Annotated in this window: 11 protein-coding genes and 1 CRISPR repeat array; of the genes, 5 read left to right on the top strand and 6 right to left on the bottom strand. The window is 55.5% G+C overall.

Going from position 1 to position 14723, the window contains the following annotated elements:
* Positions 1 to 412: 412 nt before the first annotated feature.
* Positions 413 to 2083 carry a 2-isopropylmalate synthase gene (leuA, locus tag QEH53_RS22080; RefSeq protein WP_309025403.1) on the bottom strand — a complete coding sequence of 557 codons (1671 nt, stop codon included), beginning with the start codon at positions 2081 to 2083 and terminating at the stop codon, positions 413 to 415.
* Positions 2084 to 2442: 359 nt separating this feature from the next.
* Here leuA and QEH53_RS22075 point away from each other — a divergent pair, with 359 nt between their 5' ends.
* The 4 genes from QEH53_RS22075 (at position 2443) to QEH53_RS22060 (ending at position 7932) form a co-directional block, all read left to right on the top strand.
* Complete coding sequence (locus tag QEH53_RS22075; RefSeq protein ID WP_309025402.1) at positions 2443 to 3432, top strand: aldo/keto reductase; 990 nt, start codon at positions 2443 to 2445, stop codon at positions 3430 to 3432.
* Positions 3433 to 3524: 92 nt separating this feature from the next.
* The gene (locus QEH53_RS22070) at positions 3525 to 5612 is read left to right on the top strand and encodes a TonB-dependent receptor (protein ID WP_309025401.1); all 2088 of its coding nucleotides are present in this window, start codon (positions 3525 to 3527) and stop codon (positions 5610 to 5612) included.
* 96 nt (positions 5613 to 5708) lie between these two features.
* Positions 5709 to 6506: a tRNA cyclic N6-threonylcarbamoyladenosine(37) synthase TcdA gene (gene tcdA / locus QEH53_RS22065; RefSeq protein WP_309025400.1), complete on the top strand. Its 798-nt coding sequence runs from the start codon at positions 5709 to 5711 to the stop codon at positions 6504 to 6506.
* Positions 6507 to 6570: 64 nt separating this feature from the next.
* Complete coding sequence (locus QEH53_RS22060) at positions 6571 to 7932, top strand: MBL fold metallo-hydrolase (RefSeq protein WP_309025399.1); 1362 nt, start codon at positions 6571 to 6573, stop codon at positions 7930 to 7932.
* Here QEH53_RS22060 and ruvC read toward each other — a convergent pair.
* A complete protein-coding gene (gene ruvC / locus QEH53_RS22055) occupies positions 7929 to 8501 on the bottom strand; it encodes a crossover junction endodeoxyribonuclease RuvC (RefSeq protein ID WP_309025398.1) in 573 nt (190 codons plus the stop codon). The two genes, QEH53_RS22060 and ruvC, sit on opposite strands and share 4 nt — an antisense overlap.
* A 3-nt stretch (positions 8502 to 8504) precedes the next feature.
* The gene (locus QEH53_RS22050; RefSeq protein ID WP_309025397.1) at positions 8505 to 9254 is read right to left on the bottom strand and encodes a sulfite exporter TauE/SafE family protein; all 750 of its coding nucleotides are present in this window, start codon (positions 9252 to 9254) and stop codon (positions 8505 to 8507) included.
* A 101-nt stretch (positions 9255 to 9355) separates the two neighbouring features.
* On the opposite strand from QEH53_RS22050, the gene QEH53_RS22045 reads away from it, so the two are divergent.
* Entirely contained in the window at positions 9356 to 10366 is a 1011-nt protein-coding gene (locus QEH53_RS22045; RefSeq protein WP_309025396.1) for a Gfo/Idh/MocA family oxidoreductase, read from the top strand.
* Between the two features lie 10 nt (positions 10367 to 10376).
* Here QEH53_RS22045 and QEH53_RS22040 read toward each other — a convergent pair whose 3' ends face one another.
* From QEH53_RS22040 to QEH53_RS22030, 3 genes are all read right to left on the bottom strand, one after another.
* Positions 10377 to 11360 carry a hypothetical protein gene (locus tag QEH53_RS22040; protein ID WP_309025395.1) on the bottom strand — a complete coding sequence of 328 codons (984 nt, stop codon included), beginning with the start codon at positions 11358 to 11360 and terminating at the stop codon, positions 10377 to 10379.
* 133 nt (positions 11361 to 11493) lie between these two features.
* Positions 11494 to 12261, bottom strand: a complete 768-nt coding sequence (hisA, locus tag QEH53_RS22035; RefSeq protein ID WP_309025394.1) for a phosphoribosylformimino-5-aminoimidazole carboxamide ribotide isomerase — start codon at positions 12259 to 12261, stop codon at positions 11494 to 11496.
* A gap of 20 nt (positions 12262 to 12281) precedes the next feature.
* The gene (locus QEH53_RS22030) at positions 12282 to 12992 is read right to left on the bottom strand and encodes a lysophospholipid acyltransferase family protein (protein WP_309025393.1); all 711 of its coding nucleotides are present in this window, start codon (positions 12990 to 12992) and stop codon (positions 12282 to 12284) included.
* 142 nt (positions 12993 to 13134) lie between these two features.
* Positions 13135 to 14723: a CRISPR direct-repeat array (repeat unit 29 nt; unit sequence GTTTCAATCCGCGCTCCCGTGAAGGGAGC).

The raw sequence follows: 14723 nt of genomic DNA, 5'->3' as shown, positions 1-14723 counted from the left end.
CGGTCCCAGTCACGTCGTGGACATTGACCGAAAGGTTTCTAGCGGTCGCACAAGAAGGCGATCTCGCGGTGATTTTGTGGGAAATCATCGTTTCGTTTGGAATTAGAGAGTTGGATTAGTAGGATAACTAATAAAGCTACCTAAGTTTACTTCGGATTATACGCTAGAGGCCTAAGTCAAACTTCCGTAGTTTCTCACAAAGATTGCCGCATTCGGAGCATTTGCGACCTCGCGAGGCCGTTCTAGGGTATCTTCCCCAAACTCTTCTTCCTAAATTCCGGATAAATCCCCGAAGGACTTTTCAAACGCAGCATGTTTTCCGCTCGTGCGCGTCTGCAGCCCGTCGAAAACTCCGAGAAAAAGGCCCGACCTCAAATGAGACCGGGCCTTCGAAAGTGTATTGCGCTGAAGTTTACTTTGCTTTGATCAAGCGATTCAAGGCACTGACAACTCCGCGAATCGACGCCATCGAGATATTCGTGTCGATACCTGCTCCGAAGCAACTGACTCCGGCGGGACCCTTGAGCTCGATGTAGGAGACGGCCTCAGAACGTGCCCCTTTGGAGAGCGAGTGTTCGCTGTACGATAGCAGTTCGAAGTCGGAGTAGCCGATGTTGGCGACGGAATCGACGAAGGCTGCAATCGGACCGTTGCCGGTGCCGCGAAGATTCACTTCTTTACCATCGTGGCGAACGACCGCCCAGCCTTCAACCGTGTGGTCGTCGACGCGTTCCGAACGGTACTCGATCACGTCGAGAGGTTCACGTAGCCGAATGTATTCGTTTTGAAAGCACTCGTAAACGCCGGCCGGGGTGATCTCGTCGCCCGTCTCGTCAGCAATCGCGTTTACCACGGCGCCAAGCTCCTTGTGCATGGCTTTAGGCATGTTGAATCCGTACTCCTTTTCCATGATGTAGGCGACTCCGCCTTTTCCGGATTGGGAGTTGATGCGAATGATGGCGCGGTAGCTCCGCCCTAGATCTTTCGGATCGATCGTCATGTATGGGACTTGCCAGAGCGACTTTTCGTTTGTCGGCATCTGAGCAAAACCCTTCTTGATCGCGTCTTGGTGGGATCCGGAGAAAGCAGTAAACACTAAATCACCGCCGTACGGAGAGCGCGGTGGCACATCCATTTTTGTGACGCGTTCGTAGACCTCCCGGATATCGTTAAGATTCGAGAAATCCAATTCAGGATCGAGTCCCTGCGTGTACATATTCAATGCCACGATTACGATATCCAAGTTTCCAGTACGCTCGCCGTTGCCGAAGAGCGTCCCTTCCACCCGATCAGCGCCAGCCAAGAGGCCGAGCTCGGTGGCGGCGACACCTGTTCCGCGGTCATTGTGCGTGTGCAAGCTAACGATCACGCTGTCCCTGCGGGAGAACTTGCCGCAGAACCACTCGATCTGGTCGGCATGTACGTTTGGAGTGAAAAGCTCAACCGTGGCAGGCAAATTCAAGATCATTTTCCGCTCGGGAGTCGGTTCCCAAACGTCGGCCACCGCCTCGCAACACTCCAGCGAGAACTCCAACTCCGTATCGGAAAAGCTTTCCGGTGAGTATTGGAGAACGATTTCCGTTTCGGGCAAGGTTGGTACCAACTCCTTAACCAATCGGGCACCTTCCACGGCGATGTCGCGGATCTCGTCCTTGGACGAACCGAAAACCACGCGGCGCTGGAGCGGATTTGTAGAATTGTAGATGTGTACGATGGCTCTCTTCACGCCTTCCAGGGACTCGAACGTGCGGCGTATCAAGTGTTCGCGACACTGCACAAGGACTTGGATTGACACGTCATCCGGTATCAAGTTGTCCGATACAAGGCGACGGAGAAAAGCGAACTCCGTTTCAGAGGCGGAAGGAAATCCCACTTCGATTTCCTTGAAGCCGATTCCTACTAGTGTTTTGAAAAGCTCCACTTTCTCCTCGACGTTCATCGGGATGGCGAGGGATTGGTTTCCGTCGCGTAGGTCTACGCTGCACCAGATAGGGGCCTTGTCGATGGTGCGACTTGGCCATTGGCGATCAGGCAGATCAATTACCGGATAGGCTCGGTACTTACTGATGGGCTTTTTTTGCATGGCATTTTATCGGTTGTGAAAACGAACGTCTCTAAATGGGAGGGGCAATCCCAAAAAATGCCGGGCCGATACTCTGTAATTCCGATTTTCGCGCTACCTCACAGAGGAGCGATGATACATCCGTACGTCCCGACAGCCCCTATTCTTAAGCGAGAAATAGGCTGTCTAGGTTGCTAAGTCGTAGCTTCGTTAGGACGTTAATCTTCATCAGAGGATGGGGAACACAACCGCTCTCGGCCACCCTGTCAAGGTCCGAGCGGACTCTCTCGAAAGGAGCGACCAGGCTTTTCTTCTGTGAGAGCGAAAGCCGCTTCCCAATTGGGTTTGCTCAATGCGACGAGCGGATTAGGGTGCCGGATATGCAATTCAATCCATTCGGCAAAGACCAAACCAATATTTCACGCGTCGGCCTCGGCTGCTGGCAGCTCGGCAGCGACTGGGGAGAACTCGACGTAGCGGAGGCGACCGCCATCCTGAAAGCGACCGTCGACAGCGGTGTCACCTTCTTTGATACCGCTGACGTCTACGGTGGCGGACGCTCCGAGGAAATCATTGGCAACTTCCTCTCGCAAGCTGGCCTTCAAGACGAGATATTCGTCGCCACAAAGCTCGGTCGGCTCGGCGACCTCTACCCAGACAACTACACCGAACAGGGAATCCGCTCCAAAGTGGAAGACTCTCTCAGGCGCCTCAAGACCGACGCCCTAGATCTTGTGCAGTTGCACTGTATCCCCACCGAGGTCATGCGCGGCGACGAGGTTTGGGCCATCCTCGAAAAACTCGTAGCCGAGGGTAAGATTAAACGTTTCGGCGCTTCTGTCGAATCCATGGACGAGGCCCTTCTCTGCATCGAAAAGGCACCAGCCCTCACCTCCCTGCAAATAATTTTCAACGTCTTCCGCCAAAAGCCTATCCGCAAGCTCTTCGACTTAGCGATCGAGAAGCAAGTAGGCATCATCGCCCGAGTGCCATTGGCATCCGGGCTGCTTTCCGGTAAGTTTTCGGTGGATACGCGTTTTGGCGATTCGGACCATCGCAACTACAACAAGGATGGTGAAGCCTTCAACGTTGGGGAAACATTTGCCGGCCTACCCTTCGAAAAAGGTGTTTCGTTGGCTGACCAGTTGAAACCACTCGTTCCAGAGGGCATGAACCTCGCCCAAATGGCCCTCCGCTGGATTCTAGATCACGAGGCCGTTTCGGTGGTTATTCCCGGAGCGACTCGTATTGAACAGGCTCGTGGAAACGCAGCGATTGCCGATCTCCCAAAGCTTTCTGCAGAGCTTCACCAAACATTGCGCGGCTTCTACAAATCTGAGGTGCGCGATCAGATCCGGGGTCCTTACTGAACGGCCATCGCTCAGTGGCGACAGCAAACAACTGAACTCAAGGGCAATCGTGAGCTCGACCTCGTTCGTTCCCGCTTTTGCCTTTTACTATTATGCGAGCAAACTCGATTTTCATAGCAGCCATCCTTTTCGCAACTTTTGCCTCTGGCCAGTCAGAGCCGGAGACCTTCGAATTGGATCCTCTCGTGGCGAACGCCAATCGGATATCGGCGGCTGGCAACTACGCTCAAGCCGCCGTATCGACGATCGGACTACCCGATCTCGAGCTAGGGCAATTTCGTGACATTTCAGATGCCCTCGCATTCTACCCTGGCATCGCTTCGTATCGAAGGACGCATTCCATAGCCGCCCATCCAACGACGCAAGGGGTCCGGCTGCGAAACTTCGGAGCCAACGCCACATCGCGCTCGCTCGTGCTCTACAACGGCGTTCCGCAAAACGATCCCTTCGGTGCGTGGATCTATTGGAACCAGTATGATTTATCTCAAGTCGAAGCCCTCATGATACATCCTAGCGGTATCGGCGAAACCTGGGGGAACATGGCATCCGGCGGACTTGTTTCGATGATCGCTAGGGAAGCAGCGCCGGGAGCTCGCTCTTTCGAAGCAAGCCTCGGCAGCTCCGACCGCTACGACATAAAGGCCTACGCCGCCGAAAAGGTAGGTGACGAGGCGGTATTCGATTTAGGCATACACCATTCTGATACCGACGGTTTTCACACTTTGCTCGAGTCTCAGCGCGGCGCCGTTGACGAACCGGCTAACTCTACCGCCACGAGCCTGAACTCTCGCCTGTCATGGACCTCGGGCGACTATTGGAATTCGCAAATAAGCCTGCGCCTGCTAGACGAAGAGCGTGGCAACGGAACGCCTGTCGGCCGAAACAGCACCGAATCGCTCGATCTCTCCCTGATTTCCGAGCGAGAAATTCCATCTCAAGCCGCTACGCTCAACCTGAGCCTCTACTTGCAAGATCGCGACTTCCAGAACGTCTTCGCCTCTGTGGACGACGACCGCAGCTCTGAAAGTCCTGCTCTCGACCAATACGACGTGCCTGCCCAAGCGATCGGTGGGGCTATCACTTACCGTAGTGACAGCGAGCAAAGGACGAGCTATGCAGCGGGAGTCGACTTCCGACTCATAGAAGGCTCGGTAAACGAACGCTACCGAAATTTGGGAGCGGGCTTCACCCGCGAGCGTTATGCAGGAGGTGAGCAGGAGTTCTTCGGGATTTTCACGCAGGTGGACTCGCAGTTTCTCGCCGATGATAAGCTCTCCTTCACCGCTCGCCTCGAAGAGGTGAGCCGCAGGTCGGGGCAACGCACCGAAACCAATACGGAAACAAATTCCATCATTCTCGATGACCAGTATCCAGATAACAGCGACACGGTGCTAAGCGGAAACCTGAACTGGGTACACACCTTTTCTGAAACAGTCTCAACTCAAGTCGCTCTCTTCAGCGGTTATCGAGCCCCTACCCTAAACGAGCTTTACCGTCCCTTCCGGGTTCGAAACGACATCACTGAAGCCAATCCCGAGCTCGCGAACGAGCGGCACCAAGGCCTGGAAGTGTCCGTTCAAAGAGATTCTACCGACGGCATGAGCAAGCTTCGGCTGTCCGCGTTTTCATATGAAGCTGAAGAGATGGTCGCGAACGCGCTTTTCACCACCGAGTCCGGATTTGATCCACGCTTCGGCTTCATTCCCGAGGGTGGCTCCGGAAGCGCTCGCGTGAATCTCGACCGTAGCCGCGTATCTGGGTTTGAACTACAAGCATCGCAACAGCTTACAGACACGGTGCACGCTTCGCTCACTGCAGTCTACGCCGACACTGAAATCAGAGGCGATGAGTTGGGGGAATTGGTCGGAAACTCGTTTCCGCAATCCTCACCTTGGAAGGCGGTTGCGTCGCTGGATTGGTCCGCCACAGAGCGGCTCGCGCTTTGGACGAACTACCGTTGGTACGATCGCAGTTGGGAAAACCTCAGCAATACGAGACGCTTGGGAGCTACTGCCGACCTCTCGGCTGGAGCCCGCCTCCGACTTGACGAAAACAGCAGCTTATCTCTGGCTGTCACCAACCTTTTCGACGAAGAGAACGTCACCGGCATTGCTACCAACGGACTCGTCACCATCGACGAGCCGCGAGAGATCTTGCTGACCTACAGCTGGAGAAAATAAGTCAAAGCGCTTACCTACTCCAATTTTTCGGGCTGAAAACCGTACTTGCCAGAACCCAGAAGTTCCGCACTAAGGTCAGCCACTTTCTAGGATAAGATGGCAGACATGCAGGCAAACTTCGACTTTCGCTTCGGCGGGATAGGCAGGCTCTACGGAGCAGCTGCCTTGCAACGCTTTCGGCGAGCGAACGTCTGCGTGGTCGGTATTGGCGGTGTCGGCTCTTGGATTGTCGAAGCGCTTGCCCGCAGCGGTATCGGCAAGCTTACCCTCGTCGACCTAGATGACATCTGCGAGAGCAACATCAACCGCCAGATCCACGCCCTCGACGGCCTGATCGGCGCTTCGAAAATCGAGACCATGGCCCAACGTTGCAGGGCGATCAACCCCGAGTGTCAGGTCACGACGCTGCATACCTTCCTTACCGCCAAAAACGTCGACGAGATACTCGCTCCGAGGTTCGACTATGTCATCGACGCCATCGACAGCACGACCCACAAGGTTTCGATCATCGCTGCCTGTAAGCGACTCGAAATTCCGGTTCTAACAATCGGAGGGGCGGGGGGCCGTGTCGATCCCACGCAGATTCAGATCTGCGACCTCGCCCGGTCCATTAACGACCAACTACTCAAGCGCGTCCGCAAGCAACTTCGTCAACAGCACGACTTCCCTCGCCTGAAGAAGCGCAAGTTTAACATCGACTGCGTATTCTCTCCTGAAGAGCCGATGTATCCGGAAACGTGCGACATCGAAGGCGAAGACGATGGACCGAAGAGTGTAAGGCTGGACTGCTCCAGTGGTTACGGAGCTGCTACTCACCTAACCGGCACCTTTGGATTTTTCGCTGCATCGCATGTGCTGAAGCACCTTGCAACTCCTTCTGGCGAGTCCGTTTAGGCGGTCTTCAAATGCCTTGACCGTTACGGGGCTTTCCCTCTGCATCCAGCCAATTTCAGTAGGCATGAAAATCACGGACCTAAATAGAGAGGGAGGCATTGGCTCAAATTCGCTGCTCGTCGAAGCGGGGAGCTACACCTTCGTAGTCGATGCGGGTCTCCACCCGAAGCTGACTGGAAACGCGGCCATGCCTCACTTTGACCATATCGGAGATCGGGAGATCGACTTCGTCATCGTGACGCACTGCCACTTGGACCATATCGGCTCGCTCCCGGTCCTCCTCCGCAAGCATCCTAAGGCGCGCGTATTCATGAGCTTGCCCAGTCAAATGCTGGTCGAACGCATGCTTCACAATTCCTGCAACGTCATGAAGCGGCAAAAGGAGGAGAAGCGGATTCCAGAGTATCCACTTTTTACGCACGACGATATCGACGGGATCGGGAGTCGCTTCGAGCCGCTCAAGTACAAGGAGCCGCTCCAGCTCAACCACAAGGGTGAAGCCATCACCATCACGCTCTACCAAGCGGGTCACGTGGCCGGAGCAGGCGGCTTTCAGATCGAGCACGGCGGCAAGACCGTTTTCTTCACGGGCGATGTACTTTTCGACGACCAGCGCGTCCTCAACGGGGCCCGTTTCCCGAAAGCGAAGAAGTTCGATGCTATGGTTATCGAAACCACTCGTGGCGAAACCGAGAGGACCGAAGGCACAACCCGCGAGAGTGAAGTCAAACGCCTGCTCAAGCAAGTCGGCGATACGATCCGTCGCGGCGGATCCGTCCTTATCCCCGTTTTCGCTCTTGGCCGCATGCAAGAGTTGCTCACCCTCCTCAACGACGCCCGCAAAGACGGACGCCTTCCCAAGTGTCCCGTTTACGGGGCGGGCCTAGGGCTCGATATCGCAGACTATTTCGATCACATCACCAAGCGTACCCAACTGATTTCGTACACGCGGAAGGTCACCAAGGAACTTCGCCTCAAACGCCCTCCCCGCAAGCTGGTCCCAGGGAAGGAGCCCGGAGAGCCTGGCGTTTTCGTGCTGAGCAGCGGCATGCTTGTGGAGCGCACACCGAGCTACCAGCTGGCTTCCACTATCTTGGCGAGCACGCGAAACTCGATTTGCTTCGTTGGGTACTGCGATCCCGACACGCCGGGCGGCAAGCTTCTGGACACGAAACCAGGCGAGACCTTTTTGTTCGACGTTCTTGACTACCAATGCCCCGTGTTAGCGGAGGTCAACCGCTACGAAATGAGCGGACACGCGGATCGCGATGAGATTTTGGAGTTCGCCCTCGCTGCAGAGCCCAAAAACATCGTCCTCACGCACGGTGACCCAGGAGCTCGCGATTGGTTCAGCCAGGCCCTGGAAGCGGCAGACCACCCCGTCAAGGTCATCGATCCCGAGCCGCTGAAAGCCGTCGAAATCTAACCCGTGTAGGCATGGGTCATGGCAACGGCAGCCGCGTCTGATTCGTCCAGTTCGAGCAATGCACCATGTCCGAGCATGGTGCGGATCGTCTTGGCAACTTGCTCCTTGCTGGCTCTGCCATTGCCCACGACCGCTTGCTTCACGCGGAGGGGCGGATACTCGAAAACCTCCTTGCCTCGCATCGCCGCGGCCGCGATGGCAGCTCCACGGGCGGCTCCAAGGATTTGGGCCGTTTGGAAATTTTGCACGTAAATCGTCTGCTCGAGAGCTACTACGTCAATGTGGTATGTATCCAGAATATGGAGCATCTTCTCGCAGATGCGCCCTAGGCACTGGGGCATGCTTACTTTCGCATTTTGCTTCAAGGTCTCGCTTCGGAGGAGCGTTTGGCGGCCGCCCGGGGCGAATTCTATCACTGCAAAACCGGAGCCTCGCAAGCTCGGATCGACTCCTAAAATCGTGCCGACGTACTTCTTTTTTACGAGCGAAGCCATCGCTCCGAGGTTGGAGCCCACTGGCTTGCCAGCGACCTTAGCCTTCCACAAATCCCTAACTCCTTTTCGTGCCATAGTTTAAAATGAAATGAATAGCATGTAGCCCACCGCTGCAACTGTCAGCCAAAAGGCGATCCGTTCGAACCATGCCTGGCTGATTTTCTGAGCGAAGAGGTATCCCGAGACGCTGCCTCCGATCACGAAAGGGAGAAGCTTCAAGTTCGCCTCCAAACTGCCCCAGTTCACCAAGCCTTGCTGGTGCAGGAACGGGACTTTGAAAATGTTGAGGAAGGTAAAGAAATAGACGCTTGTGCCCATGAAGGCCATCTTCGGCAATCGCATGGACAAGAGGAACAAGATCATGATCGGTCCTGCAGCATTGGCTAACGTCGAAACGAATGCGGCGATCACTCCGATTGTCGCAGCGGCACCATAGCTGTGCGGCAGGGCGGCGCTCACAAGGCGTGGATACTTTTCCCGGATCACATGTAAGATCAACATCACCGCGAGCACGATGCTGATAACTAGCCTAGCCTGGTTTTCCCGCATGGCTCCCAAAGTCAACCAGCCGATGATCACCCCCGCGACAGCCCAAGGAATCAATCTGAACACATGCTTCCATTCGGCATGTTTACGGTAGATAAGTAGCGAGCAAAGGTCGCCTGCGATCAGCAAGGGCAGACCGAAACCGACCGCTTCCTTCGATTCCAGCAGTATCTGGAAAATTGCTACATTTAAGATTCCGAGCCCGGGCACTCCACTCTTGCTCAAACCTATGATCAAGGCTGCTAGCGCAAACATTGCCCATCGCCATATCTCGAAATCCATTCTCCGAAGGAGACCGATGCCGATCGAAATGCAAACGAAATTCTATCGATCTGCTGCTTCAAGTCTCGCCAAATATTTCGCCAGTCCCAACATCCGTCTCCATGCAAAAACTACGTTGGGGAATTCTTTCAACCGGATTTATCGCGGGCCGCTTCGCCGAAGGGATCGCTAGCTCAAACACAGGAGTCTTGACGGCGGTTTCGAGCCGCTCGCTCGAGTCAGCGGAAACGTTCGCCCGACAACATGGCGGATGCGAAGCCTACGGTAGCCACGCCGAGCTGCTCAGCCAAGAAAGCGTCGACGCAGTCTACGTCGCGTCGCCCCACCCTTTTCACGCGGAGATGGCCATCGCTGCAGCCAAGGCCGGCAAGCATATCCTTTGCGAAAAACCCATCGCTATGAACATGCAGGAAACCGAGGCCATCATTGCCGCTGCGAAAGCGGCAGGAGTAATCTTGGTCGAAGCCTACATGTACCGCTGCCATCCTCAGACCGCCAAAGTCGCCCAGATCATCCGAGACGGAATCATTGGCGACGTTAAACTGGTCCAAGCGGCCTTCGGCTTCCACGCTCCCTACGATCCGAAAGGAAGGTTATTCGCCAAGGAGCTAGGCGGTGGGGGTATCCTTGACGTCGGCGGGTACACCGCTTCTTTCGCATGCATGGTGGCAGACTTGGCCAGCGGCGGAACCGAAACGGAAGTCGCCTGCGTCGGCGGAGCGGGCCAACTTGATACGCAGTGCGGAACCGATACGCTCGCGATCGCTAACCTTCGCTTTTCGAATGGGGTCTGCGCCCAAATCTCTTGCAGCACCCAACTCGCCCAAAACAACCACGTTAGGATCTACGGAACCAAAGGCTGGATCGACGTAGCCGAACCATGGATCGTTACGCCGCATGGCGGTGATTGGAGTATCGAGCTCCACCTCGCTGACCAGGACCAAGCAGAAACGATCAGAGGACACGAGAGCAGAGAACTCTATGGAGTGGAGGCCGACACCTTCGCAAGACTTGTGGCAGGAGAGAAACCGGACGCGCCATACATGAGCCTTTCGGATACGAAACGAGTCAACCAGATCCTTGCGGACTGGCTAGGCCAGATCGCCGAATAGCGACCGAAACCTAGTTTCCGCTGCGGAATTGCTCCAGCGACGATTTCTTCTTTTTCTTCGAAGAGGCAGCCGCTTCTTCAGCGACGTAGTCGGCCGGATTTCCCTTCAGCCAGCTGCCGCAATAGTACACGACTCCGTTGTTCTCGTAGGTTTCGAACTCGGTCAATCTGTATCCGTCGCTCAAGTACATGGAATTCTTGTTGTAGAATTCGTCAGGGAGGAGATCGAATGCGTACTGGCTCTTCTGCCACTCAGCTCGCTTCACCCACTCCGCGCCGAAGACGAAATCGCCTTCGAACTGGTAGCCTTCGACGTCTAGGAGACGAAAGCCTCCTTCGTCTAGGGCTGCCGCAACCTTGCCAAATTTTTCCTTCTCGATGCCGCGGTAGAAGCGTACCTCATGGCCGCCGGTGTTCTTCTTCCATACCCCTGCGTGCCGAAATTTGCCATTAGCCTCGTAAGCTTCGAAATCTATCAGACGGAAGCCACGGTCCGCCATCTCGCCGTATCGATTCGAGAAGGCAAGGCTCTCCATTCCAAAGTGGAATTCCGTTTCAAGACCTTCTTGTCCCTTCATCCAAACGCCAGAAAAGTGCAGTGTAGCCCCGAAGCGATCTACTTCGAACTCTACCAAGGAATAACCATTTTCGAGGTGGTTCTCATGCTTCTGGAGAAAGTCGGTAATCGGGAGCGACATCTCCACCTGCCAAACCTCGTCGTTGGCGAGCTTCGTCCAAATCGTAGAAACTGTGGTCGAACGTCCGCTCCGGTAGGTCTCTATGTCGGCGATACGAAACCCTTCTTTGATCTTCTCGTTAAAGGACTTGGCGAAAGCAGCCTTGTCGAGACCTGACTTAAATTCCCATGCGGTTTCGGTTTCCTTGAAATCGGACCCCTGCGCCGTCGTCCCCCACGCCAAAGCGATCGAGGTGAGGGCAATCCTAGAAATAAGTCTAAAAGTCGTAGTCTGAGCTGTGCGAACGAGCTGTTTCATAAATTCGATCCTCCAAGAGTTCTTTAATAGGATCGGCCCAAGGGAAACCTACTGTAGGGCGGATACCACTCAAAATCGGGTAGGTTCCAACACCCGTTCCCCTCGCAAGAGGTCACTCAGTAGATGCCTCTCGCTAAGGATTACGACTGCGATGCCAGGCCAGCACATCCTCATAAGGAACCTGCCCGCCAAATACGTCCAAGGCGCTCCCTATCGTAAGATCGACCTTTCCGGAGCCTAGAGACTCCACCTTCTCCAAGTCATCCAAGGAACGCGCCCCACCCGCATAAGTCATTGGCAAATCGCAATTTGCTCCGAGCATTCGTACAAGGTCTTCTTCTATCCCGCTCATACGCCCTTCCACGTCAACGCCATGCACGAGAAATTCGCTGCAGTATTTTCCTAGTTCCGAGATGGTTTCAGCTTCCACGCAGGTGCTCGTGAAATGCTGCCAGCGATCCGTCACCACCCAGTATTTCCCGTCCCTAGCGCGGCAGCTTAAATCGAGCACGAGGCGCTCCTTCCCCGTTTCGGAAACAAGCTTCTCCAAACGTTCAAGGTCTACTTTTCCATCCCTGAATACGTAGGAGGTCACGATCACATGGGAGGCGCCGGCTTCCAGAAACTCGCTCGCGTTTTCCGCAGTGACGCCCCCTCCATACTGTAGTCCCCCGGGATAAGCGGCGAGGGCCGAAAGGGCAGCCTCCTTGTTTCCAGGTCCAAGAGCGATGACATGCCCGCCCTTTAGCTCGTCGCGCCGGTACATGCGGGCGAAGTCCGCCGGAGCGATTGGCGACTCGAAATTCGTTTCCACGCTGGATTCCGACGTATCCGAAAGCGTGCCGCCCACGATCTGGACGACCTTGCCATTTCTTAAATCTATACAGGGGCGAAAGCGCATGGGCTAGTCAGATGCGAACTCTAGATGCACTTGCAAACCTTCTTGAACGGCTCGACCGCCTGGCAGCCCAACGCGTCTAGCTCAGCCTGAACCTGTTGGCGGAAAACCTCCAAGTCCTCGTCGTCAGAGCGACGAGGTACCTCGATCAAATCGCCTACTGTGATCATAATCCGAGAAAACGGTTTTGGGAACACCATGCGGTCCCACGAGCGGATTCTCCAATAGTCGCTGGCCCAGCAGGATACCGGTAGAATCGGCTTGCCCGTCATCTTGGCTAGAGCCGCCACGCCGACCTTCGCTTCGTAAACCGGTCCCTTGGAGCCATCTGGCAGTATGATGATCGAGTGCTTGTCCTTGACGATCGCTCGGTACAGGCCGCGTAACCCCGACGCGCCTCGACGCGAGGACGAGCCGCGCACGACCTTAGCTCCTGCGTACTTGCCGATGGTCGCCCCTATCTCCCCGTCTTTCGAATCGCTCGACATCATGGCTAACTTGAAACGGTTGCGCAGTAAGTAGCGGTAGATGTAGGTGGCGAAGTAGAACATGCGATTGTGCCAACAAGCGACGACCACCGAGTCCCCTCGATCCACCAAACCTAGTAGATGCTGTGGATGCCCGACTACCCGCAAGCGATAGGTGAAGCTGAACACCTTGATGGCCGCTAAGGTTAGAAACGCGATGACGCGGGTCTTACGGGGAACGTTGCTAAGTGTTTCGTCAGTAGCCATGTAGAGGAACGGCTACAGTTCCAGACGAGCACGCCAAGCCGTCAAGTTCAGAGCGCAATCCGATCCCAGTCGGATTGCGGGGAGTTTAGTGAATAAATCATAAGCGGGGCGGTTCTCTCCACCTGGGAACAGCCACCGCTTTCCTTGAATTCGCGCTCCCGTGAAGGGAGCGACTGATCTCCGAGATGAGGAAACGGCACGCCGAAGAGTTTCAATCCGCGCTCCCGTGAAGGGAGCGACCGCCCTCCGCGTCCTTCACCACGCGATTCCATGTTTCAATCCGCGCTCCCGTGAAGGGAGCGACAATTCTTGACCGATATAAATCTGGTAGGTTTGGGTTTCAATCCGCGCTCCCGTGAAGGGAGCGACCTGTCGTCTTGGAGAGTTTCACGGAAGGCGTTAGTTTCAATCCGCGCTCCCGTGAAGGGAGCGACCTGGTAGGTTTGGGAAACACTGGTCGTGTTATTGTTTCAATCCGCGCTCCCGTGAAGGGAGCGACACATTGAATAAGGCGATACAAGCCATGTCCGCCGGTTTCAATCCGCGCTCCCGTGAAGGGAGCGACAAGTCACTTATTAAACGGTCGTTTAGTACTAGGTGTTTCAATCCGCGCTCCCGTGAAGGGAGCGACCAAGACCTTCGACAAAGATTTTGCGGGGGCCAAGTTTCAATCCGCGCTCCCGTGAAGGGAGCGACTGCCCACAGCTCCCACACATGAGAGCCGATAGGGTTTCAATCCGCGCTCCCGTGAAGGGAGCGACCGAAACCCCACGTAGTCCAAAAACCAATACAGGTTTCAATCCGCGCTCCCGTGAAGGGAGCGACGTCTTGTCGGGATCCGTTTCGGGCGGATGACAAGTTTCAATCCGCGCTCCCGTGAAGGGAGCGACTGATGTCGGAAATTCATCTTCCAAGTACTCTGGTTTCAATCCGCGCTCCCGTGAAGGGAGCGACAGTCGTGATCGCCAGTACTCGAGGTTCTGCTAAGTTTCAATCCGCGCTCCCGTGAAGGGAGCGACCTCATGTCGGAGTCCAGCGCATACGATGTCGGAGTTTCAATCCGCGCTCCCGTGAAGGGAGCGACAAGATCTTCACCACCTCCGGGTTGCCCATCAGGGTTTCAATCCGCGCTCCCGTGAAGGGAGCGACACGAGTACGCTGCCAAGTTCGGCATTTTCAGGGGTTTCAATCCGCGCTCCCGTGAAGGGAGCGACGTTTTACCTCCGCCGGGCTTTCCACTGACAAAATGTTTCAATCCGCGCTCCCGTGAAGGGAGCGACGCTTCGGTGAGGTCCTTGTCCAGGCTGCCGAAGTTTCAATCCGCGCTCCCGTGAAGGGAGCGACCATGATTTTGCGGGAGAGATGGTACGGGGATTTTGTTTCAATCCGCGCTCCCGTGAAGGGAGCGACCGACGTAATCCCTCGCGATTTCATCCAAAAGCTGTTTCAATCCGCGCTCCCGTGAAGGGAGCGACCACAAGTCTTTCTGCGGATGTCCGGGCACAGGTGTTTCAATCCGCGCTCCCGTGAAGGGAGCGACGTCCAAGATGGAGAGCAAACAACAGCCGACGTAGTTTCAATCCGCGCTCCCGTGAAGGGAGCGACACTCGCCCTCGACCAATACGAAATCGTCCGCATGTTTCAATCCGCGCTCCCGTGAAGGGAGCGACAGGAGGGCGTCGGTTGCTACTACGTGCTTGATGTTTCAATCCGCGCTCCCGTGAAGGGAGC

It is taken from the genome of Pelagicoccus sp. SDUM812002 (assembly GCF_031127835.1).
Taxonomy (GTDB): Bacteria; Verrucomicrobiota; Verrucomicrobiia; order Opitutales; family Opitutaceae; genus Pelagicoccus.
This window is presented reverse-complemented; position numbering and strand designations above follow the sequence as displayed.